This is a genomic window from Bacteroidales bacterium (assembly GCA_013141385.1).
Taxonomy (GTDB): domain Bacteria; phylum Bacteroidota; class Bacteroidia; order Bacteroidales; family Tenuifilaceae; genus UBA8529.
In genome coordinates this window covers 1-23,437 of the sequence record JABFRB010000040.1, presented here as the reverse complement: position 1 = coordinate 23,437, position 23,437 = coordinate 1, and the positions used below count along the sequence as shown (strand labels likewise).

Genomic DNA, 23,437 nt, shown 5'->3' with positions numbered 1-23,437 from the left:
TTACGGTTTTAAATCTTCAATAAGATGTTGATAGATGCTCTTAAAATCAGCCTTATCTACAATTCTTGCTAATTGCAAACTTGCAACTAAACTTGTAAATACTATTAATGCCTTATTATTTGGTTCTTCCTTAAATGCAAAAATGTTTTTTTCTTTCCCTTTAGTAAGTATATCTGTAAGCCATTTAAGGATTATATCAGTCATCTTTTTTAATTCAACTTTAGTTGTTTCATTTAGCGTGTTAAAATCAGGCCCTAGGGAACCAACAATACATAGCTTTTGCTCACGATGACTTTTTATGTAGATTTTAATAAATACCTCAAGCTGATGCCATTCGTCAAAACCTCGGCTATGCATATTATCAACCATTTCTTCAAATCGTTGAATATTTGTTTTGACAATACTTGTTCCAAGGTTTTCTTTAGAAGGAAAATAGTAATGAACTGCCGCATTTTTGATTCCTAATTTCGAAGAAATATCCTGGTAGCTAAAGGCATTGTATCCTTGAGTACGAATAAGATCTTCTCCTAATTCAATTATCTTCTCCCTAGTTATAGACATCTTATTTTTATGGTTAACAAAATCGATACAAATATACTTACTAATAAGTATGTTTCAAAATTTATTTATTCTAAAATTCAGAATATTATAAAAGTATAATAATCAATATATTGCCATAATATTAATATTAGATTTTAGTAACTACTATCATTAGAGTATCATCATTTAATACCAAATTGAAGTTGTAGATAGTCCAAAGGAATTTACAACTTCTAATTTGGTAATGCCGATGGTAAATATATTTAGTACAATCGAGTGTAGCGAAGTTTTGGCTATTATATATTTCCAATCGGTATAATGAACCAGATTTTATTTGATTTTTTACCTTTTTGTTGAAAACTTCCTCTAAACGGTTAAGAAAAATGATTATCTATTTTTTTGTCAAAAGGGAAAAATAGACCTACCTTTGCCTAAACACTCGAAAATGGTTTTTTTACTTCTCAGCATTCTTTCTTCAACCTCGGTTTTTATCGTTTTTAGACTAATTGGTCGATATAAAGTAAATACTTTCAGTGCAATTATTGTCAACTACATCGTAGCCTGCTCAGCAGTTTTTTTTTTGAGCCATAGTAACCCTTTTACAATCGAAATCTTTAAATGCGACTGGCTTCTTTTATCACTTTTTCTTGGAATACTATTTATAACCATGTTTAGGTTAATCGGACAGAGCGTGTTAAAGGTTGGTGTATCAACAACCACTGTTGCCGCTAAGATGTCAGTAATAATACCAATTCTATTCACTATTGCCATAGAGCCTAATGAATCCCTTTCACCAATTAAAATATGTGGGATAGCACTTGCCTTAGTTGCTGTTTTTCTTACATCTTATAAACCTGAAAAGGGTAAAATACAGCTCTCAACAGTCCTATTGCCGTTAATGATATTTGTTGGGATTGGAGTTCTCGATTCGTTGATTAAGTATGCCCAGTACCGTTATGTATCCAATGATATCAATCCAATCTTTTCTGGAGTAACTTTTTGTATTGCAGGTCTTACAGGTCTTATTCTTTTACCTTTTAACAGGGATGCAGCAAATGATTTTAGAAAAATTAAAACATGGATTTTAGGAGTACTCCTAGGTATAGTAAACTTTGGTTCAATGTATTTTTTTATCGGGGCATTAAATCATATTGATATATCAAGTGGCAAGCAGACTCAAGGCTCGGTCATATTTGGCATTAATAATATTGGCATAGTAATGCTTGGAGTAATAATTGGCTACCTGTTTTTCAAAGAACGACCGACAAAGTTAAACTGGTTGGGGATTACCATATCTTTATTAGCAATTGTAGTACTCACTTATAGTCAATGGTAGGGATGCAGATAGTTGAAGATACATATAAGACTATAAGTGGCAAAGCCGAAGGGCTTTACAAAGAGAAAGGTAGTAAGTTTATTGCTTTAGCATACCCAGTAACCAGCGAGGAGGAGGTTAAAGAAATACTTGCTACGCTTCGCAAGGAATACCATGATGCTCGCCATCACTGCTATTCATACATAATTGGATTTAAAGGTGAGCATTGGCGTGCAAATGATGATGGTGAACCATCGGGAACTGCTGGTCGACCCATTCATGGGCAAATACAAAGTTTTAACTTAACCAATACGCTAATAGTTGTTATAAGATACTTTGGTGGAACTAAATTGGGTGTTTCAGGTCTGATCAATGCTTACAAAACGTCTGCCGCCGATGCGTTGAACAATGCTCAGATTGTTGTTAATACAGTAAAAGATATTTATAGGATAACCTTTGGTTACCTTGCAATGAATGATATAATGAAGTTGGTAAAGGAAGAAAATCTTGGTTTGATGGAACAGAACTTCGATACATCTTGCTTTATAACCGTTGGTATTAGGCAAACTAGGACAGAAATAGTCTTAGGCAAAATTGAAAAGATAGATTCAGCCTTGGCTACTTTTTTAAAAACAATATAGCTGCCCCGTTTTATCGGGGCTTTTTTTTTGAATTTAAGGATGAAATTATATAACTAGTTAAACCAAATAATATGAAGAATAGAAGTTTAGTTTCAATTGATGACCTTAGCAAGGAGGAGATTCTAAAGGTTCTTGACCTTGCAGAGGGTTTCGAGAAAAATCCAAGTCAGCGAATCCTCGATGGGAAAGTGGTGGCGACCCTATTTTTTGAGCCCTCAACTCGCACAAGACTTAGCTTTGAAAGCGCCGTTAATCGCCTAGGAGGTCGTGTTATAGGATTTTCAGAGGCTTCTTCAACAAGCGTATCTAAAGGCGAAAGTCTAAAGGATACAATCCTCACTGTAGCTAATTATTCCGATCTTATTGTAATGCGTCATCCAATTGAGGGTAGTGCTCGCTATGCTAGCGAAGTTTCAAGAGTGCCTATCATTAATGCTGGGGATGGAGCAAATCAGCATCCTACTCAAACCCTACTTGATTTATACTCAATACGGAAAACACAAAGTAAACTCGACAATCTAAAAATAGTGATGGTAGGAGATCTTAAATATGGACGTACTGTACACTCACTGTTAATGGCTATGTCGCAGTTTAATACCTCATTCACATTTATCTCTCCTAAAGAACTCCAGATGCCACTTGAATATAAGATGTATTTAGATAAAATTGGGCTGAAATTTAAGGAGACTTCAGATCTTGCAGAAAATATAAAAGATGCAGATATTATATATATGACTAGGGTTCAGCGTGAACGTTTCTCCGACCCATTGGAGTACGAAAAGGTTAAAAACGTATACGTTTTGCGAAATGAAATGCTGCAGGATACAAAACCTAACATGAAAGTTCTACACCCGCTCCCAAGGGTTAATGAAATTCATACCGATGTGGATGATAATCCCAAAGCTTACTATTTTCCTCAAGCCTTAAATGGGGTGTACACTCGAATGGCTATTATGGCTCTAATCCTTGGTTTAAAATAATAACGATAAAATTCTAAAGTGATGAAAGATATTAAACAACTTAGCGTTAACGCAATCCATAATGGTACCGTTATTGACCATATACCTGCTCAAAACCTATTTAAGGTAATAACAATCCTTGGGTTGGACAAGATAAACAGTAAGATAACCTTTGGAACAAATCTGGAAAGTCTAAGAATGGGTAGGAAAGCAATCATCAAGATTGAGGATAAGTTCTTCGAAAAGGATGAGATTAACCGAATTGCATTGGTTGCACCACTTGCAAAGCTCAATATAATTAGAGAGTATGAAGTAGTAGAAAAAATGCTTGTTGAGGTTCCAGATGAGATATCGGGCATTGTAAAATGTATGAACCCCAAATGTGTGACTAATAATGAAAAGGTTACACCCCGATTTAGAGTTGTGGATAAAAAGAGTGTTACATTAAAATGTCACTATTGTGAAAAGATTACGGATCAAGAGCATATGGAGTATCTGTAAAGGCAAAAATCAAAGGGCAAAGTTCAAAAACAAAAAAAGAGACAAGCAAAAAACACTTGTCTCTTTTTTCTATTATCTGTCGCTATTCAATTACGAGATTGAAATTTGGCGAACAGGCTTTACTTTTGCTTCATCCTTTTTAGGGATTACAACATTAAGAATACCGTCTTTATAGGTAGCTTTAATCTTGTCAGATTCAACGCTATCAGGGAGAGTGAAATACCTCTTGAATGAAGCATATTTAAATTCACAACGCATCATTTTATCGTTGTTTTCTTCATTCTTTTCTTCCTTCTCGCTGGAGATTTCCAAAACATTGTTGTTTAGGTCAATTTTAAAGTCTTTCTTATCAAAGCCTGGTGCAGCAACTTCTATTGCAAAGTCCTCTTTACCTTCTTTGATATTTACAGCAGGTACTGTAGTGTTTGCAGGTGTTTCAAAAAATCTTGCAAACAGGTCGTCACCAAAAAATCCATCGGTTAAGTTTGGTAACATCGATTTACGTCTAATCATCGGAATCATGGTTTAATCCTCCATATTCAAGTTTAACATTTATTATTTTTATGCATCCGTAATATTTTGGTTGCTGATATAGTTTATTCAAGGAATGTGCCAATAGAATTTTTAAGACATATTGGCATTATTAATGTCGTAATTATGTCATGTTGTCTTGTTGTAAATCGTAAATTATTGATATTTTGAGTATTAATATAATCAGTGGAAACTAGTTCTCGGTGTCATATCCTATTAGATGGTTATTTACTTGATATATATAATTATATCTAACATGGGTAATTATTTAGTTTGTCTATTGCATTAATCAAAACTATCATAATCAATTGTCTAGCAATATGCATCTAGAAACGAACTCGTGAGTTGAGAGAAGTTAAATTAACAATAGAGTTTCATTAAAAATACGTGAGTAGTTATGTATACTCTTTGAATTTGAACTAAAAAACATAATAGATGTTATCCCATTTAAGTTGATTTTTAAATTGTCCATTATGAGAGTAGCCATTTTTTTTATATCTTTTGCAACTAATTTAATGGCTAGAAAATAAATTAAAATGCCCGAATCAAAACAAAATAATGTTTCCGAAATAAATAGATTAAAGGCTGAACTCGAAGCAGTTAAAAAAGATAATAAACTATTACATAGTATTACCCAGAGTAGTGAGGGTGGAATTTATATTGTTCAAGATTTTAAGATAGTTTTTAATAATCCCAGTTTCTGTAATCTTATTGGATATACATCGGATGAGCTTAAATCATTAAATTTCATTGATATAGTTCATCACAAGGATAAAAAGTTAATAAAACTACTATTCAATAATAATTTCCAAGAAATTCGTCAGAAATCCTCCAAGAGTTTTACCTATAGAATACAAACAAAAAAAGGCGAACTCAAATGGATTAAATCCCATGTATCCTTAATTAAATGGGAGGATAAACCTGCATTACTTGATTCATGTTTCGATATTTCTTTTCAAAAAGACTCAGAATATAAGTTAATTCAGGAGGAACAGAATTTCAAACTATTGGTTAATACTTTCGAGGATTTGATTTTCATTTTAAATAAAAGAGGGAATATTATTCAAACAAATCAGGCGGTTATTGATTTACTTGGTTTTCGAGAGCATGAACTATTACTTAAACCTTATTCAAGTTTAATTTTTGCCGATTCAAACCTTGATATTAATGCAATAATTAGCAATGTAAATCAGAATAAAAAGGAGGTATTCTCATCTACTCTTTTATCCAATAATGATATTAAAATTCCTGTTGAAACTAGGATGTTCAAGGGCATTTGGAGTAATAAGGATGTTTTTTTTGTTATAAATCAAAATGTTTCAGAAAAGATAAAAGCCGAAAGAGCGATTATTCTTTCAGAGGAAAAATTTGCCAAAGCTTTCAATACGAGTGCAGTGATGATGACTATTAGCACATTCGAAGAGGGTCGTTTTATTGATGTTAATGATACATTCCTTATTACAACAGGATTAAAGCGTAAAAATGTAATAGGTCATACTTCTAAGGAAATTGGTATTTTCAAGGAAATTGAAAGACGAGAGGAATTAAAAAATGAAATAGCTAAAATCGGAAAAATTACTGATTTTGAGATTCATATTAAGAATATTAAGGATGAGGTGCTTATCTGTTTATTCTCTGCCGAAATAATTAATATTCAAGGCGAGAAGTGCTTACTTATTGTTATGAGCGATATAACTCAACGGAAGCTTGTTGAAGAGGAACTTATACATGCAAAAATTTTAGCGGAAGGTGCAAGTAAGGCTAAAGAGCAGTTCTTATCTACAATGAGCCATGAAATTAGAACTCCTATGAATGCTGTTATAGGCATGACAAATCTGCTAATTCAGGAAGATCCTAAACTGGAACAGATGGATAGTCTAAACGCATTAAAGTATTCTGCCGAGAATCTTTTAGCCCTACTTAATGATATTCTTGATTATAGTAAAATCGAAGCTGGTAAAATCGAACTGGTCAAAGTAAATATCAATCTAAAGGCAATTGCTGAAGGGTTAAGGAATAGTTTCGACCATCTTGCCAAAGAAAAGGGGATAGAATTACTAGCTTATATTGATAGTGATATCCCAATAAATCTGATTGGGGATCCTGTAAGAATAAACCAAGTGCTTACCAATCTTGTGGGTAATGCGTTAAAGTTTACAGAAAAAGGCAATGTTAGCCTAACACTTAAAGTTGAAAAAAATCTTCAAAATTCAACAACTGTCCATTTTGCTATCTCTGATACTGGAATTGGGATACAAAAGAATAAACTAGGAATAATTTTTAAAGAATTTACTCAAGCAAATGCTGAAACTACACGTAGTTATGGTGGAACTGGCCTAGGTTTGGCAATTTCCCAGCGGTTAATCAAATTACTTGGAGGAACTATTAAAGTTAAAAGTAAGTTGGGGTATGGTTCTACTTTTTATTTTTCTATTAAATTTTCAAAATCAGAGCTATCAGCACTTCAATTACAGGAAACGGCTAAACTAATCCCCGAGAAAGAATTCTCAAAAAGCTATAAAATACTTATTGTTGAAGACAACGATATAAACAAAATAATAGCTGAAAGGTTTCTAACAAAATGGGGCATTTTAGTTGATCATGCAGAAAATGGGCTAGTGGCGCTTGAAAAACTTGATAAGGAGCATTTCGATCTTATACTTATGGACTTAGAGATGCCTATTATGAGTGGTTACGAAGCAACCATTGAAATAAGAAAAAGGAGCGATTATAAAAAAGAAATACCCATAATTGCTCTAACAGCATCGGCAATGCAAGATATTCAGAATAAGATATATAGTCTTGGAATGAATGATTTTGTAATTAAACCCTTCAAACCTTCAGAACTTCGAAAAAAACTAATTCTTCATTTAGAGAAAGATAATTATTAGGCATGATTTAGGTTTTAAAAAAATGACTTTATGATTAAAATTAACCATTTATCCTGTTTAAAATATTTCATTATATCAATTTGCTTCTCCTTCTTCTTCCAACAGAGCAATGCACAGGATAGTATTCCAGATATTAATAAGCAAATTATCGATTATGTTAAAACAACAATTGGTAAGAAAGTAGATAGGGGAGAGTGCTGGGATTTGGCAAATCAGGCATTAACTCGAGTAAATGCTCAATGGGATTTAGAATACAAGTACGGAAAACTTATAAACCCTAAAGAAGAAACGGTATACCCTGGTGATCTAATACAATTTGAGGGTGTTAAGGTAAAATACAAAAAAGGGAATGCCACTTACACTGAATCAATGGAGCATCATACTGCCATAGTATATAGAGTATTGGGAAAAGGAGTTTTTGAACTGGCTCACCAGAATACTGGTTTTTCTGGACGAAAAGTAGGTTTAAGCACCCTTGACATCAGCACAATTATTAAAGGAAAAATGAAGATGTATAGACCAATAAAGAAAATATAATGTATATTCGCTATATTACCTATAAGCAAAATTCACTCCATTGTTATTGGCTTCGTCGAACTCGTAAACTCGGTTCCGGGCGAAGTCCCGGAATCTAGTTAAAGAGATGGATTAGCTCCGCTGAGTTCCATTCGGTCAGTTTCTGCATTATTCGCTTGATTAAAACATCAATTTCTATGGGATATCTGCGTCTTTTAACCTTTACTTTATTTCTTATTACTTCAAACCTGTACTCGCAGGTTAGTGTTCAAATTAGGGTTAAACAGACTAATTCAAAAAAAGTTAAACTTTTTCTTTATCTAAAATCCGACATAAAACTAGTTGATTCAACAACACAAATATCTCCTTGGTTATTTAGGTTTACTTTACCAGCAGGTTATACGCAAGGAATATATAAACTAGCAATTGGAAAGAGTATAAATTTTGATTTTATAATAACCGATGAACCTCAAATATCCCTTGAGACTGTTGTATTTGCTGCGGAAGATAGCCTTAAATCGCTAGAATCAAAAGAGAATGAGATATTCATTAAATATCAAAGTATAAGAAAAAAATTTAAGCAGCAGCTATGGCATTTAAATTCATTAATAGATTATTACCCAGATAGTTCAGTATTTAGTAAAATTCTATACACTGAGTTTTTAAAGGTTAAGACCGATCTTTACTGGACATCTAAGAGATTGGTAAGTGAAAATCCTAATTTATACGCATCGCATTTAATTCTTCTTGAGTTAAAACCGTTACCCGTAAATGGTTTATCGATGATTGAAAGTAAGAAGAATTTAATAGATAATTGGTGGAATGAGGTAAATCTAAACGATGCGAGGTTAGTAAATTCACCTGAGCTAGAGCTTAAACTATGGGAGTTTATTAAACTGTTCTTTGACGAGAAATTTACTAAAGAACAGCAAGATTCATCCTTTATTGCTGCTTCAAAAAAAGTAATGAATCTTAATGCTGATACTTGTATTAAAAGCAGTTTTAGAAGCATCCTTTTTAGAAACTATATTGAAACAGACTACGATGCAACCACTAGATACTTGTTTAATGACTCTTTTGGAGGTCTGCAACCAATGAAATTATCACCCGAAGAGCGAACTCGCTTTAGTATTCTTGGTAAAAATGAAATTGGTTCAAAGGTCTTCGATTTTAAAATAAAGACTTTTGATGGGAAAGATATTAAATTATCAAAGGTAAATGCGAATTATAGGCTTATCTTTTTTTGGTCAATGTGGTGCCCTCATTGTACCCAAATGATGCCAGAATTAGTTAAAATCTACCGCAAATTTAAAAGTAAAGGGTTCGAAATAGTTGCAATTTGCATTGATGATGAAATTGATGGTTGGCAAAAAGTAATTAAAGAAAAGAAATACAAATGGATAAACGCTTTAGAATCCGATAATGGGAAGAGTAAAATATTGTCAGAGTATAATGTAGATGGTACGCCTGTACTGCTTTTAGTAGATAATTCGCTAAAAATAATTTCTCGCCCATCAAATGTTAAGCAACTTGAGGCCAAGTTGAATCAGATTCTTAAGTAGATGTTGAATTGTTTCCTCTGATTTATGCTAAAATGTAACCTCTTCAAAAATCAAATTGTTGTTTATCTTTGACACCTTATTTCAAAATCTGTTTATTATGATGGAATTCTTTCAAACCCTCTTTGATTGGTACATGGCCAACATGAATTATTTCACTATTGCTCTTTTAATGGCAATTGAGAGTACTTTTATTCCATTACCCTCGGAGGTTGTAATTCCATTTGCTGCTTATAAGGCGGCACAAGGTGATTTAAGTTTTTGGCTTGTAATACTATCAGGAACAATTGGTGCTCTGTTAGGTTCTCTTTTCAATTACTTTCTTGCAAAATATTTAGGTCGTCCTTTGGTATATAAGTTTGCAGATACAAGGTTTGCTCATCTTCTTATGGTAACAAAGGAAAAGGTTGAACATGCGGAGAACTATTTTATAAGAAATGGTAAGAGTTCTACATTTATAGGGCGTCTTGTTCCGGGAATTAGACACCTGATTTCAATACCTGCGGGATTAGCCAAAATGAAGCTGCGCGATTTTGTATTATACACTGCTGTTGGTGCGGGGATCTGGAATATCATTCTTGCTATTGTTGGTTTCTATGCCTATTCAATTAAAGATCAAATTTTACATTATTTAGCATATCTTTTACTTGCACTCGGTACAGGATTCATTATCTACTTAATTTATAATAATTGGCGAAAAAAAGAAGAGAAAACTTCGTAATCGAAACTTCCTCTTCTATTTTGTTAATGATATTTCAAAGACGATCTTATTTCCCTCCTGGTTCAAGGTTTTGTAATAGGTAGCGTGTTAGTTCATTATAGAGATGAATGGTTGTTCCTTTTCCCTCTCTAATGCTATGTGAACGATTTGGATATACAAGCATTGTAAAATGCTTATTATTCTCAATCAGTTTGTTGAACAGTTTTTCGGTACCCTGATAGTGAACATTATCATCACCAGTGCCATGAGCAATAAGTAGGTTGCCCTTTAGATTTTGCGCAAAAGTAATTGGAGAGCCTTGGGTGTAAACCTCTGGATGAAGTTGTGGAGTGCTGGAAAATCTTTCCTGATAAATGGCATCATAAAGATGAATATCAGCAACAGGTGCAACTGCTATACCTGTTTTATAGATATCCGGGTAACGGAACATTGCATTAAGAGTTGCTGAACCACCGCCGCTCCAGCCCCAAACACCGTAACGACTTGTATCAACAAAGTTGAATTTATTACCAACTTCAGTAGCAATCTTTGCTTGATCAGATGAGTTCATAACTCCAATCTTAAGATACAACGACTTTCTCCATTCGCGACCTTTAGGAGCTGGTGTACCTCTATTATCAAAAGACATTATGATGTACCCTTTTTGTGCAAGCATTAAGTGCCATAGATAGTTACTACCTCCCCAACGGTCGTTAACAGTTGTATTAAATGGTTCGCTATAAACGTAGAAAAGAATAGGGTACTTCTTGGTAGGATCGAAGTTATAAGGTTTAATCATATACCCATCAATATCAACATTACCATCAATGGTAACCTTTATTTGTTCTATGGGCAGTTTTTTTAGTTTGGCATAATTTGCTTTCAACTTGGCATTATCAACTACCTGCTTGGCTATTTTATGATCTGGTAGTGATATTAGGTAGATTTCTGTAGGTGTATTAAATCCAGAATAGGTATGAATTGCCCATGCTGCATTGGGAGATATTTCATAGGTATTAGTGCCATTATATTGCACTGGGGTTAACTTTTCAGGCTTGCCCTTACCATCAATCTTTGTGCGCCATAAATACCTTTGAGCAGCATTATCAGGTGAAGCAATGTAGTAGATATAACCCTTTTTATCATCAATCAGCTTAATCTCAATTATATCAAAATTTCCATTAGTTATGGGTTTTATTGTTTTTCCATCACGAGAAACGTTGTACATCTGTTTCCACCCGGAACGTTCACTTATCCATGTAAATGATTTGCCATTATCAAGCCATTTTAAATCATCAACAACATCAAGCCATGCAGCATCTGTATCTGTTAGAATATTGGTTAAATTTCCAGTAGTTACATTTCCTAAAATGACTTGGTTTGTATTCTGATCCCTATTCATATACTGCATAATAATTTCTTCGGATGAGGCTGCCCATTCCATTCTAGGAACATAATTACTACGTGGATCGCCCTGAAATTTCATCCAAACAGTTTCACCACCATCAGCACTGATAACACCCACTTTACATGCCGATAATGTTTGACCTGCTTTGGGGTACTGAACTGGTATAATGTAGGAGTAGAGTGAATCGGTATTATTTATCATGTAAAAATCTCTTACCCCAGAAGCATCAAGTTGCCAGTAGGCGATACGTTTGCTATCGGGACTCCAGCGGAAACCATCACGACAATCGAACTCCTCCTCATATACCCAATCGAATGTTCCGTTGATTAGTGTTTCTGAACCGTTGGTTGTTAATGGTTTAATTTCATGATTTGTCAAGTCTTCAACGTAGATATTATGCTTCGAAACGTAAGCTGCTTTTGTTCCATCGGGTGATACTTTGGCAAACATAAGGCTTGATGCTGGTAAAGTCTTGCCAAGTTGGTAAAGCGATTTACTGGCTAAATCGAAAACCCAATAGTCTCCCTTGGTATTATAGCGCCATACCTTTTTTCCATTGGTGAAGATTATTAGTTTTGAGGCATTTGGTGACCACGAGTAACTCTCAATTGATAATGGTTCTTTTGAATCGTGAGGAGTAAGATTCTCAGCAGAAACTAGAATTATCTTAGTACCCGTTTTAGGATCAATCTTTACAATGTCCTCACCGTTTTTTATGGTTGCAGAGGGCTCAAGGGCTGTATAGCCATTTCCATCAGGTAGCCATTCAGTTGATCCACTTCGCTGTGAGCGAAACTCGGGAGAGTTAAAGATTCTATCTATTGTAAGCAGTCCTTCATCGACTTGGGCAAACACAAAACTGCTTAGTATTGTTAGGTAGATGATTGAGAGTAATTTTTTCATTCGAATAAAATTTAAGTTATGTATGTAATTGGTTGTTTGTCACCTTTTTTTAGAGTGATACCTATTTGCAACGATGGAACACCCATATTTTGTTCATCTCCTTTTAACTTCGTTGAGTTCGCAAGTTGCTCTGTTGCATTGGTCTACAACATGGGTGTTTCATATATTTACAATTTTTAAGGTAACTACTTAGGAACATAAATTAGTAGATATTTCTTTTGAAAATAAAATATCAATTAAACATGCTATTCTCGCACTAATAATTCTCGCAAAGTCGCCAAGTTCGCGAAGAATAAAAAACTAAAAATTTTTTGCTTTTGTGCATAAACATAGACTCAATTTGGTATAATCTAGCCATATTATATTTCACATCTATCTTATCTTCTTTGCGGCTTAGCGACTTTGCGTGAGATATTTTTTGCAAAAAAAACCGCCCTATTGATTAGTAAGACGGTTTTATAATTCGATCGTTTAATTACTCTATTTTTCTACAAACTGCTTAGCGTAGTATTTAGCAGTAAGTTTTTCGCCAGTTGCGCGTTGAATCATTTCGTTCCATTGATAGTAGGCACCTGGTTTAAATACCTTTTCTTGAAGATAGTTTCCAACTACGGGGAGGTTCACAAAGCTAACATTTTTGTAATCGTTATTCTTTAGTACATTATTGGAAATGTAGTAGAATAGTTGAGAAGCGAGTAATTCACCCATTAGGTAGTTATGGTAGTAGCAAGGATAAAGAGCAACGTGAACTTTTGAGGCCCAGTCTGGTTCATTGCGACCTTCGGGTTTCTTGAGTAATTGATATTTTTCGACTAAAGTCCACCATAATGCATTAAGATCTTGATCAGGATCGGCATACATCGCTTTCTCAAAACGATACATCACCTGTGCCCAACGGCTGAATGTTAGCTGTTCAAGGCGGAGTGATTTACCGCAAACATCAGCAATCTTATCTTTTTGATCGGCATTGATGACACCCATATCAAGCATCCATTGTGGATTACTGGCGAAACGACCCATTATCATAGCAATTGCTTCAGTTGTAAAAGTATGGGCAGCATCCCGGAATAGGTAAGGTTTTTGAGGATCATAGTATCTTGAGTAAACAGCATGTCCATACTCATGAAGCATGGTATTCATCCAACCCATAGTGGGTTTAACATTACAAAGTACCCTAACATCGCCATTCCTGTCAATATCTGTGCAGTAAGCGTGTTGATTTTTACCTTGTTTCTCGAAAAGGTCAGATTTATTAATGAGTTCATCAACATTTAGATTGATTCCGCTAAAGAATTTTGAAGTTAATTCTACTAAGTTTTTATCTTTATAGAACTGATCCAAATCAACATCGTAAATTTTTGGTGCTTCTTGGAAAAATCTGTTCTGATAATGCCAAGGCATCAGTTTTTCTTTTGCAATGCCATATCTTGTTGCAAAGTAAGTATCAATATCACCTTTTAGCTCAGCAAAAGTATTTTTTGTAAGGCTATCAAGTTCATTAAAGAGTGAAAGTATTTCGGTTGGATTTTGCTCCGACAAGGTCATATTCATTGTATGGTAATTCTCGTAGCCAAGTTCTTTGGCTATTTGATTTCTTAGCTTAACAATGGCAATAACATCTGCCGAGACTTCTTTACCAATCATCTTGTGAGCTTTCCATGCCGCTTCAAGTTCCTTAGAGTTGATTGATGATGATAGAACACCTTCAATTTCATTATCAGAAACCTTTTTACCATTTATATCGGCTCTAAAGTTGGAATACTTTTTCTCTAATTCAGATTCCATATTTATAACCTTCTCAAGAAGATCCTTGTTCACCTGATTTTGTAGAAAAAGAGGGTAGAGAATTTCCATCTGGCGGTAAAGAATAGAATCTTTTACTAAACCCGACTCTTTTATCTCCTTTAGCTGTGCAAAAAGGTTTGTATCGGAATAGAGTTTTGTAATTTTGATTTTGGCATCAGCCGATTTTTGATAATCTTCGTCTTTTCCCGAAATTGATGCATCCCAGCTTGTAATATTCTCTTCCTTTGATAGAGGTACTATTTCAGCCTCAAGCTTTGTGATTAAATCACGCAGTTTATTTTCCATTTTCTCCTGTTTTGAGGTGCATGAAAAAAACATCAATGGTAGTATTGATGCTGTAATAAATAATAGTCGTTTATTCATTTGGTATACTGATTAGTTTTTTAAAACATCAAATTTATAAAAGGGGTTTGGATTGGCAAATGGAATAGGGGAATAGTTTTGGGTATATAGCAATTGGGTATTAATGTTGTGACTCTTCTAGTTCTTGCGAATTTGGAAGAGTCAGTAGTAAAAATATCACTTTAAAAATATACTCTAACTATCCTCTATCAGGAGGATTCCCTGTAGCAAACCTCATAAAACGCGGATGAATTACCCTATCAACCCTCTTCATAAACCTCCATTTGGAAGTATTAAGCCGATATCCTAAGAAAAATTCGGCATGACCCGAGCTGAGTTTTAGCTGTGACGCCTCATGCTTAAAGGAGGATGTTTCAACGTAAACATTCAACCCCCAGTAGAACCTATCGCCATTTCTACCGATAGAAGCACGGAAAATTGTGCGAAGCGACAGGGTATTATATTTTCTTATAGAATCGTTGGAGGATGGGTATTGTGTTACCTGCTGAAGTGATAGCCCAGGAAGTAGAGTGAATGAGATAAAGTTCTTTTTGTAAATTGTAAATAGATGCGAGTAGCCAAATGATGCGCCTAGGTTAGAGAATATAGCACCCCTTAAATCAAGTTTTGGATCAATGTACTGTTTTACAATTTTAGGTACAATTGATGTATCTGAGGCTACACCGTTTATTGAGAAAAAGCCACCAAACATCCAACTTCCGCCGCTACGGCGCATTGCCTTGGTAAATGAATATGCAGCATTTGACGAATATCTGTTGGGGCTGAAAATGTATGCAAAGGATGCCGCAAGTGAAACAGTTTGCAAATTGGGTGCTTGGGGGTAGGGATCACCATTGTTCCAATTATCGATGTAACTATCTGGGTTCGAAAAGTAAAATCCTTTGTAATTTTTGATGGTAAGATCTATCATCAATTTCCGCATGGTATAGTGAGCCTCAAAGTCGAATTTTTGGGTTTTACCATACTTTTTATCTGTTTCGGAATCCGATGGCAATAAAAAGCTTACACCAATTCCTAGCCAAGAGTATGAAAAGCCAAAACCAAACATTGGCTGGGGGTTTGGTTTAAAAAGAAGGTTTTTAGGAATATCCGGATTTTGAATCTCAACCTGAGAAAAATTAGGCCCAAGTTTAGTATAGAAATGAATGTGTTTAGGGAAATTGATAACTCTCAGCGTATCATTCGAAATAGCTTTAAGAGAAACAGGAATGCAAACCAGAATCAGTAGTCTTAATAAAAATCTCATTGCTAATCAGTCTCGGATTTCTTAAACGTTTAAAAGTAGCAATTTTTTTATTAGCCAAACTATTTACACTTTTGCATGTTTTTTAAAAAACAACTAGACTTATTAATACACAGATTATAAGTAATTTAATAATGAAAACTAAATCAATGAAAAAAATAGTAGTATTGATGTACATACCTATTGTTTTACTTTTTGTAATAAATAACATTAATGCACAGGAACCAGCAAAACCCAGGTTTGAAATTAAACCGTATGGATTTATAGCCTATGATATTTATTTAGATACCTATAAGTCATTAGACACTAGGGACGGGGAACTCTATTTTTACCCATCAAAACCACAATTTGATAAAAATGGGAAAGATGTAAATATTAAATCAATGCTTGAGATGACTAGCGTAACATCTAGGTTAGGGGTAAAAATTTCGGGTCCCGATTTTTTGGGTGCAAAATCTACAGGTTTGATCGAAATGGATTTCTTTGGCACAAAGCAGGATTATATTCAAATGCTGAGGCTTAGACATGCCATGATTAACCTTAAATGGGAAAAATCGGAACTACTATTTGGTAATTACTGGCATCCCTTAATTTTAACCGAGATGATTCCGGGTACAATATCATTTGGTGGAGGAGCACCGTTCCATTCACTTAACAGATCGGGTCAAATCAAATACACCTATCATGTTTCATCAGTATTTAGGTTAACTGGAGCGGCGGTTATACATGGTTATCATCGCTCAAGAGGTCCATACGATGCGCAACGCTATTCTGGAAAACCAGATATTCAGGTACAGTTATCAATAGGAAATCGTAAGGAGTTTATGGCAGGATGTACTACTGGTTACAAATGGTTAACCCCTAGGTTATATGATGATAAAGATACATTGGTAACCAATAAAACCATTGGTTCGTATGATTTACATGCCTTTTTAATGATAAAACCTGCTTCAACAAGTATTAAATTAGAAGCAGTTTATGGGCAGAACCTAACTTTCCTTAATATGATTGGTGGGTATGGTATGAAAACAGGATCAAATAGTGTGAATGATGATTACAGCTATACAAACCTTAAAACTCTTAGTGTTTGGGGTGATATTCAGCAAGATATTGATAAATGGTCAATTGGCGTATTCACTGGTTACCAAAAAATTTTTGGTGCCGATGATAATTATGCAACAATTAAGGATTACAACCTTAACGATGATTTAAGCCATATTTTTAGGTTATCTCCCAGAGTAGTTTATAAAGCAGATGCTTTAGTGCTTGCCTTTGAATACATGCTTACAACAGCTGTTTATGGCAAAGCATGGGATGCAAAGCATAAAGTAACTGATAAAATGGATCCAGTAAGTAATAGCAGATTTTTAGTAAGAGTAAACTATAACTTCTAGGATGTGTGCTTTATGTGAATACTTTCATTTACAATTACTGGATTTAATATTAATACTATGTTTTTGGAAGACTGGAATAATGGAATATTGGGGTTACTTCTAACTTTTTTCTTCCAATATTCTATTTTTGCCTACGGCGAACTCGCAAGCTCGGTTCCATCATTCCATTTCTCCCAATAAAGTAAAACGCTGATAATATAGTATTTAAATTTTTTCTTACGTCGAACTGACGTTATTTTAGTTAATTCCTCTTGGTTTATCACCATAAAAAAGGGTGTCTCGATTTTTGAGACACCTTTTAACTTGACTATTTAATGATTTATTGCCGAATTAAACATTTTCCCATTCTACTTTATTTTTTAACAAAACGGGTAAACATTGGTTTCTTTGCATCATCCATTGAAATGATGTAAACACCTGAAGAAAGATCCGAAACATCTACTGTCGTTTCATTACTATCCATACGAACTATTTTTACCAAAGCCCCTATACTATTGAAAATTTTAGCCTCTCCAGTTATGGTTTCATTATTTACTTTAATAGTAATGGAATTAAAGGTTGGGTTAGGGTAAACAGAAATAGTTGTAGGAATTTCAGATTTAGTTTCAACGTCATTGTTCTGCAATGTTGCACCTTTGGGCGCAAATGTTACCCTAATATTAGGACGGTAACTTGAAACTGTTGCTGTTCCCGTAGGTGCAGAGTTATCGGCTCTGATGTACATGTGCTTGCTTGTAGCAGAAGTGTAACGACAAGCTGGACCTGTACTTGTACCTGCACCAGTTCCCGTGTAGTTCGTCTCAACAAGAACCAATACGTTATTTGAGGTATAGTTAAATGGTGTAGATAGGCTGAATGCCTTCCATGCACTAGCAGTTGTTCCAGCCATTGTACCGTTATAAACTAATGTAGCACCCGAAATTGCTGTTGCCCAAGTTGAAGCAGTAATTGTAGTAGCGGTGGTTGTTTTAATGTAAATCTTAACAGGAACGTTGTATGAAAGTGTTATTGTTGGGTACCACTCAACCATATTGATTGTTCCAGTTGTACCAACCTCAGCAGCGGTATAAAGCGAAGCACTTCTCTCATAGCCATAGTAGCAGCTTAGTGGGTATCCTTGGGTTGATGTTCCTGTACCAATAGTAACTGTTGAGCCACCAGTTGAAGTTGTGAATGACTGTTGTGATCCATATGCAGTTCCATTGGAGTTGATTGCGTAAGCTCTAACGTAGTATGTAGCTACAGTAAGACCTGTCATAGTTGCTGTAAATGTACCCGTTCCAGTGCCGCTGGTAACCTTGCTATTAGCTGTTGTTGGGTTGGCTGTAGTTGCATAGCAGATACCTCTTTCGGTAACAGTTGCACCACCATCGGAGGTTACGTTACCACCACTGGTAGCTGAAGTGGAAGTGATATTTGAAACGGTGTTGGTTGTAACGGTTGGAACTGTTGAACCACCACCGCTTGTTATTGAGATATTGTCAATATACCAGTAGTCAATTTGGTATAGGTCCCCATCAGCAACCAAAGCGAAGTAGGTAGTATTTGAGTTTAGGTTTGTAGTAACAGGAACACTAACTGTGGTTGCAGCTATATCGGTTGCTGTGGTAGCAACAGACCAGCTGGTATTTGTCCATGTTGATTTATCATTCGAGGTTTGAAGTCTTAAAGTAACACCCGCTGCATAAGCATTAAGCATGTGCTTGAATGAGAAAGTTACAGTGCTAACTCCAACTGTATTAACTGCTGGGGTAATAATTCTGGTGGTGGCAGGGTTAATCTGCTGGTATGTACACATCAATTCGTAAGCTGCTCCACCTGCATTTGCTGTATTGGACATGCTCCAACGTTCTGTAATACCTGTTCCTGTATTTTGGGTTGTCCACTGGCTTGGTAAAGTTGAGGATGCAAAGTTCTCAGTTACAGGTAGACTTAAAGAAGGAATAGCAAGTGTGGTAACATTTACTGTGTTGCTAGCAGCTGAAGCATTGCCAGCGGCATCTTTCGCTTTCACATAAAATGAATAGCTTGTAGAAGCAGTTAAACCAGCAACATTGTAGGTTGTACTAGCCGAGTTTGCAAGGAACGAACCATTCTTGTAAACATCATATCCGGTAACACCAATATTATCAGTTGATGCTGTCCATGTAAGCGTTAAGGTTGTTTGTGCTACATTTGAAGCGGCTAAATTGGTTGGGGTAGTTGGAGCTTGGGGATCATTAACTCCACCGGTTACTGTTACTTGAGCAATATAAGGAGTCCTGTTTTGCTTGGTTATAACAATATCAAGAGTTCCTGATGAGGTTAACTTGGTAAGAGAAAGTGTTGCATTGTTGGAAGCATTGGATAGCTTAGAATCAATTAGATTTCCATTCATTGTTAATGCAACAAATGAATTCTTCTCAACTGTAACGCTAAAGGTTGAAGTACCAACGGTAACACTACTTGGATGAGTAGCAGTTAGTGCTGTAGGAACTGAAACGGGAGGTGTAAGAGAAGGATCGCCCATTAAATGATATATCTCCCAATAGTATTTTTTCCTTGTAGAACTTGATGATTCCACGGCTAGGTTTCCAGCAACCACCATTTGTCCTTGTGTGATATACCAATTAGTTTCAGTTTCTCCTTTTAAATGGAAAAATCTATCATAAGCACCTAATCCACTAGCCTCATAGGTTGGGTTTGCGGTTACGCTGGATGTTAATCCTACGCCCCACCAGTAATCTTCGTCCCAGTAAGTATAATCTGAACCTCCGATATAACCAACGGCACCTTTATTTTGTGCTCTTAGTATTTCCTCAGCAAAACTCGATAATTCGAACTTTGCAGATTGACAGCAGTTACCTATAATAAGAGGGTATTTATTCTGGTTTGTTAAGCCAGAAACATGTGATATTGAAAAACTTGGATCGGACCAACCATCGGAACTGCAATGCGCTGTATAGTTTACGAAGGAAACACCTTGGTTAATCTTATCGCGAATAGATGCAGAAGCGCCAGAGTTGTTAGAAGCCATAACTCCACTAGTATTATTATATAGGTAGAAGTATGAATTTATGCCGTTGGTTGCATTTGTATAGTATTGGTTAGCATAATTAATTGCACCATTACCACAAGTTGGGGCATAAGTAGCATCAACACCAGCAACAAGAACTACATTGGTTAAATAGCTTTTATCGGGCATCTGTGCTTGTTCCACTTGTAACGTTTTGTCAACTTGGGGTTGCAATTGAGCAACAGAGGTTGCAGAAAACCGTCCATAGAATATATCTGGCAAATTATCATTTGTATAATCGGCATAGTAAAGATCTGTTATGTGATCTTCCCCTGAAATGGTTCCTGGGAAAGCAGGAATTTGTGCCACATCACCAACAAGAAGTAAGAAAGTTTGGGGTATACCATCGGCAGAGGAGGTATACTGACTTTGTAAGTACGATTTAATAGAGGTTGTTGTGTTTCCAACAGCAGCATCATTCGTATACTTTTCCACTACAATAAATCCCATTTTCTTTTTCCATTCAATAAAAGGTTGTAAAGTAGTTGAAAACATTGGGTCGGAAATAATAATATACTTAATTGGGCTACCACCTAATAGGGCTTTTGAACTAGGAGTGTTGTTTATTACATTCTTTTCAATAATACTCTGAAAGTATGAAGAGTACTTACTATTCTCTTTATTTGCATCAGTACTTCCAGAAAAATTTACCTCAACTACAAGGTTATTGAACACTTTTATTTTATTCTCACCAGGGTTATACTGTATTGGAGATAATTCTAACCGACCTAATCTTGTATCTCTCATTATACCAATATCTTCGATAGTGGCTATATTCTTTTCAATAAATCCTATTTGCTTATAAGTTTCTTTATTGTAATAGAATTTTACACTCTTAGGATCATCATTTTTTGAAACGGAAAGTTGTGCAGGAGCAATTTTTTCTTTAATTCCGAAGTCATTAAGATCAATAACCTCAACATTATAGCTAATAATGTTTACTTTGTACGTTGCTCCAATAGGAATTTCAATGAGTTTACTTACTGATGGTATTCCTGGGTTTCCCATGCTATATACTTTTGTTAACCCATCTACCTCAAGTTCTTCAAAAAAACCTTCGGAGGTTTGTTTGTTTTTTAAGTTCAACGAAGAAATATTGAAATTAAGCTGAAAGCCATCAACTCTCTTTTGCAAAATTTCAATTCCTGATTTGCTATTTTTTAAAGGAATACTCGTTTCCTTTTGAGCAAAAAGGTAACTGGTACATGCCAGTAGTAAAATAAGTAATTTAATTTTCATAGATTTAGTTGTTAGGTTTATATACTCACTAGTAACTGTAAAAAAAATTTAAATATGTTGGTAATTGTAAGAGGTTTTCAAAAAGAAGGCTTTACATGATGACAATAAAAATGCTGATTTAATGATTTATATTCCTTGTAATCCCTGCGAAAATTTTGTGATTTTTATGTGAAATATTCTTTTTGCATTCTCTTTAATATTTTATAGTTGAACTATTTTTTAGCAAAACGGGTAAACATAAACTCCTTTGAAAAATTCAATGGATGTTTAAAAGAAAAAGTAACATTTTGCTCATAAAATCAAGTTAAAAATAAGCAATATAACCAATCGGTGAAGTTTTATAAGATTGTTATATTTCATTAGGTGTTTTTCTATATTTTTAGTGAGTAAAAGATCTTTTTCTTTATGATTTTGATTGAGACCACGTTTACCTGATTATCACTAACATCAATGTTATTCGAAATCTGATAACCACTTTTTCAGATTTCTCAATAAACATATGATCAAAGAAAACCATCAAGCAAGATCTTTAAAGAACTCTTGAACAAGAGTAATTTCTTTATTGAAATGATTAATTGCTTAAGTTCATTTTTGAAGGATTTTCAAATAAATCATTCTCAATCATTAATTTTCAAATTCAGACAGCCTCTTTTATTCTAACAGGCGAATCAAAATTATACCTTTGCATCATCGACCATTTTTGAATGAATATTAATATTGTAATAGAAAGATTGAGGAATAGGGGCATCTTCAGATATTTCCTATATGCTTTAGCTATTCTTATTATCATCTTTTTTCTGATTCGTAATAGTATCGTTCAAATCATCTTCCAAAACCGATGCTCAAGCATTAAAAATCGATATGGGCTTGCTATTAGTGCCCAAAAGATTGGCTTTTCAGGTTTCCAGAATATCTATGTTGAAAATCTTTCTGCCAAAGCCGAAAACAGGGACACCTTATTTAGTATCAATAGGGCAGAGGCAAAATTAAACTTCACCGACCTAGTTTTTCTAAAAGTTAATCCCCTTGAGATATGGATTAGTAACCCTAAAATCAACCTAATGGGCGAAAAGGGTAATTCAAACTACAATTTCTTAGTTGGTAATCATATCGATAGCTTGCAAATTCAGCATCCCTCGGTTGATGAAAGTAATAGTCATAGTAATCGGCAATATACAATTTACCGTTTGGTTAAGGCAATATTTGGACTAACAACGGCAAAATATCATGTCAGTAATTTCGTACTCAACTATTTAGATTCAACATATACAACTCATATTTCAGTTCCTGAGTTTGAATCAAATGCTAAAGGTTTCAATACAACGATTGAGGTTTATGAAAATGGCGAAAAATACTTTGTCAATTTAAATGGATTAGCGGATAAGAAAAAATCGGATATCACTTTTAAAGCGATTATGGTTGGGGAGAAGAAACCACTGCCATTGCTTAACCATAAACTTGGCCTTAGTATTTCATTCGATACTTTGAGTATAAGAATTACAGCAAAAGAGTTAAGTCGGGATAATATTCATCTTGAGATAAATTCATCTGTTAAATCACTAGATCTATTTAGTCAGCGTCTTTCAGATCAAACTGTTAAGGTTAAATATGGCGGATGTTTTATTGATATTGCAATTAACTCAGAGTACTACCTTATCGATAGCACTTCAACTATTGACTTAAATGGGCTAAAGGCTAAACTATATTTTGAGTATATCCCAAGTTATGAACGATCCTTTGCAATTAAAATAATTGAGGTGTTTATTTAAATACTATTATTAGATTTGCATTCTAACCATAGAACGCATGAAGTTTACAGGGGAAAACATAATAGAATTTTCAGGCAGGTTTAAAGACGACTTTTCGTGCTTGG

16 protein-coding genes are annotated in these 23,437 nt (G+C 34.7%); 10 read left to right on the top strand and 6 right to left on the bottom strand.

The window, feature by feature from the left end:
* On the bottom strand, window positions 1-561 hold the full coding sequence (locus HOO91_18990) for a TetR/AcrR family transcriptional regulator (protein NOU19649.1): 561 nt from the start codon (window positions 559-561) through the stop codon (window positions 1-3).
* 424 nt (window positions 562-985) lie between these two features.
* On the opposite strand from HOO91_18990, the gene HOO91_18985 reads away from it, so the two are divergent.
* The 4 genes from HOO91_18985 to HOO91_18970 all read left to right on the top strand — a co-directional run bounded on the left by HOO91_18985 (window position 986) and on the right by HOO91_18970 (window position 3,956).
* Window positions 986-1,876, top strand: a complete 891-nt coding sequence (locus tag HOO91_18985; GenBank protein ID NOU19648.1) for an EamA family transporter — start codon at window positions 986-988, stop codon at window positions 1,874-1,876.
* Between the two features lie 2 nt (window positions 1,877-1,878).
* Entirely contained in the window at window positions 1,879-2,496 is a 618-nt protein-coding gene (locus HOO91_18980; protein NOU19647.1) for a YigZ family protein, read from the top strand.
* A 71-nt stretch (window positions 2,497-2,567) separates the two neighbouring features.
* A complete protein-coding gene (pyrB, locus tag HOO91_18975) occupies window positions 2,568-3,476 on the top strand; it encodes an aspartate carbamoyltransferase (protein ID NOU19646.1) in 909 nt (302 codons plus the stop codon).
* A gap of 21 nt (window positions 3,477-3,497) precedes the next feature.
* Window positions 3,498-3,956 carry an aspartate carbamoyltransferase regulatory subunit gene (locus HOO91_18970; protein NOU19645.1) on the top strand — a complete coding sequence of 153 codons (459 nt, stop codon included), beginning with the start codon at window positions 3,498-3,500 and terminating at the stop codon, window positions 3,954-3,956.
* A 90-nt stretch (window positions 3,957-4,046) separates the two neighbouring features.
* Here the strand turns inward: HOO91_18970 and HOO91_18965 are convergent, their stop codons facing one another.
* Window positions 4,047-4,478, bottom strand: coding sequence for an Hsp20/alpha crystallin family protein (locus HOO91_18965; GenBank protein ID NOU19644.1), 432 nt, complete (start codon window positions 4,476-4,478; stop codon window positions 4,047-4,049).
* Window positions 4,479-5,023: 545 nt separating this feature from the next.
* Here HOO91_18965 and HOO91_18960 point away from each other — a divergent pair.
* From HOO91_18960 to HOO91_18945, 4 genes are all read left to right on the top strand, one after another.
* On the top strand, window positions 5,024-7,378 hold the full coding sequence (locus HOO91_18960; GenBank protein NOU19643.1) for a PAS domain S-box protein: 2,355 nt from the start codon (window positions 5,024-5,026) through the stop codon (window positions 7,376-7,378).
* 30 nt (window positions 7,379-7,408) lie between these two features.
* Window positions 7,409-7,915, top strand: a complete 507-nt coding sequence (locus HOO91_18955; protein ID NOU19642.1) for a hypothetical protein — start codon at window positions 7,409-7,411, stop codon at window positions 7,913-7,915.
* A gap of 176 nt (window positions 7,916-8,091) precedes the next feature.
* Entirely contained in the window at window positions 8,092-9,456 is a 1,365-nt protein-coding gene (locus tag HOO91_18950; protein NOU19641.1) for a TlpA family protein disulfide reductase, read from the top strand.
* A gap of 100 nt (window positions 9,457-9,556) precedes the next feature.
* Entirely contained in the window at window positions 9,557-10,174 is a 618-nt protein-coding gene (locus tag HOO91_18945; GenBank protein NOU19640.1) for a DedA family protein, read from the top strand.
* 46 nt (window positions 10,175-10,220) lie between these two features.
* Here the strand turns inward: HOO91_18945 and HOO91_18940 are convergent, their stop codons facing one another.
* The 3 genes from HOO91_18940 to HOO91_18930 form a co-directional block, all read right to left on the bottom strand.
* On the bottom strand, window positions 10,221-12,470 hold the full coding sequence (locus HOO91_18940; protein NOU19639.1) for a S9 family peptidase: 2,250 nt from the start codon (window positions 12,468-12,470) through the stop codon (window positions 10,221-10,223).
* 474 nt (window positions 12,471-12,944) lie between these two features.
* Complete coding sequence (locus HOO91_18935) at window positions 12,945-14,633, bottom strand: peptidase M3 (protein NOU19638.1); 1,689 nt, start codon at window positions 14,631-14,633, stop codon at window positions 12,945-12,947.
* A gap of 178 nt (window positions 14,634-14,811) precedes the next feature.
* On the bottom strand, window positions 14,812-15,879 hold the full coding sequence (locus HOO91_18930) for a DUF4421 family protein (protein NOU19637.1): 1,068 nt from the start codon (window positions 15,877-15,879) through the stop codon (window positions 14,812-14,814).
* Between the two features lie 146 nt (window positions 15,880-16,025).
* Between HOO91_18930 and HOO91_18925 the strand changes: the two genes are divergently transcribed.
* Complete coding sequence (locus tag HOO91_18925; GenBank protein NOU19636.1) at window positions 16,026-17,270, top strand: hypothetical protein; 1,245 nt, start codon at window positions 16,026-16,028, stop codon at window positions 17,268-17,270.
* A 352-nt stretch (window positions 17,271-17,622) separates the two neighbouring features.
* Here the strand turns inward: HOO91_18925 and HOO91_18920 are convergent, their stop codons facing one another.
* Window positions 17,623-21,564, bottom strand: a complete 3,942-nt coding sequence (locus HOO91_18920; GenBank protein NOU19635.1) for a T9SS type A sorting domain-containing protein — start codon at window positions 21,562-21,564, stop codon at window positions 17,623-17,625.
* 704 nt (window positions 21,565-22,268) lie between these two features.
* On the opposite strand from HOO91_18920, the gene HOO91_18915 reads away from it, so the two are divergent.
* Window positions 22,269-23,333 carry a hypothetical protein gene (locus tag HOO91_18915; GenBank protein ID NOU19634.1) on the top strand — a complete coding sequence of 355 codons (1,065 nt, stop codon included), beginning with the start codon at window positions 22,269-22,271 and terminating at the stop codon, window positions 23,331-23,333.
* Window positions 23,334-23,437: the final 104 nt, after the last annotated feature.

Bases quoted from the DNA above. Each gene is read 5' to 3' on its own strand.
- HOO91_18935 (NOU19638.1), bottom strand. From the start codon at position 14,633: ATGAATAAACGACTATTATTTATTACAGCATCAATACTACCATTGATG.
- HOO91_18955 (NOU19642.1), top strand. From the start codon at position 7,409: ATGATTAAAATTAACCATTTATCCTGTTTAAAATATTTCATTATATCA.
- HOO91_18930 (NOU19637.1), bottom strand. From the start codon at position 15,879: ATGAGATTTTTATTAAGACTACTGATTCTGGTTTGCATTCCTGTTTCT.
- HOO91_18950 (NOU19641.1), top strand. From the start codon at position 8,092: ATGGGATATCTGCGTCTTTTAACCTTTACTTTATTTCTTATTACTTCA.
- HOO91_18915 (NOU19634.1), top strand. From the start codon at position 22,269: ATGAATATTAATATTGTAATAGAAAGATTGAGGAATAGGGGCATCTTC.
- HOO91_18965 (NOU19644.1), bottom strand. From the start codon at position 4,478: ATGATTCCGATGATTAGACGTAAATCGATGTTACCAAACTTAACCGAT.
- HOO91_18970 (NOU19645.1), top strand. From the start codon at position 3,498: ATGAAAGATATTAAACAACTTAGCGTTAACGCAATCCATAATGGTACC.
- HOO91_18945 (NOU19640.1), top strand. From the start codon at position 9,557: ATGGAATTCTTTCAAACCCTCTTTGATTGGTACATGGCCAACATGAAT.
- pyrB (NOU19646.1), top strand. From the start codon at position 2,568: ATGAAGAATAGAAGTTTAGTTTCAATTGATGACCTTAGCAAGGAGGAG.
- HOO91_18920 (NOU19635.1), bottom strand. From the start codon at position 21,564: ATGAAAATTAAATTACTTATTTTACTACTGGCATGTACCAGTTACCTT.
- HOO91_18985 (NOU19648.1), top strand. From the start codon at position 986: ATGGTTTTTTTACTTCTCAGCATTCTTTCTTCAACCTCGGTTTTTATC.
- HOO91_18990 (NOU19649.1), bottom strand. From the start codon at position 561: ATGTCTATAACTAGGGAGAAGATAATTGAATTAGGAGAAGATCTTATT.
- HOO91_18980 (NOU19647.1), top strand. From the start codon at position 1,879: ATGCAGATAGTTGAAGATACATATAAGACTATAAGTGGCAAAGCCGAA.
- HOO91_18960 (NOU19643.1), top strand. From the start codon at position 5,024: ATGCCCGAATCAAAACAAAATAATGTTTCCGAAATAAATAGATTAAAG.
- HOO91_18925 (NOU19636.1), top strand. From the start codon at position 16,026: ATGAAAAAAATAGTAGTATTGATGTACATACCTATTGTTTTACTTTTT.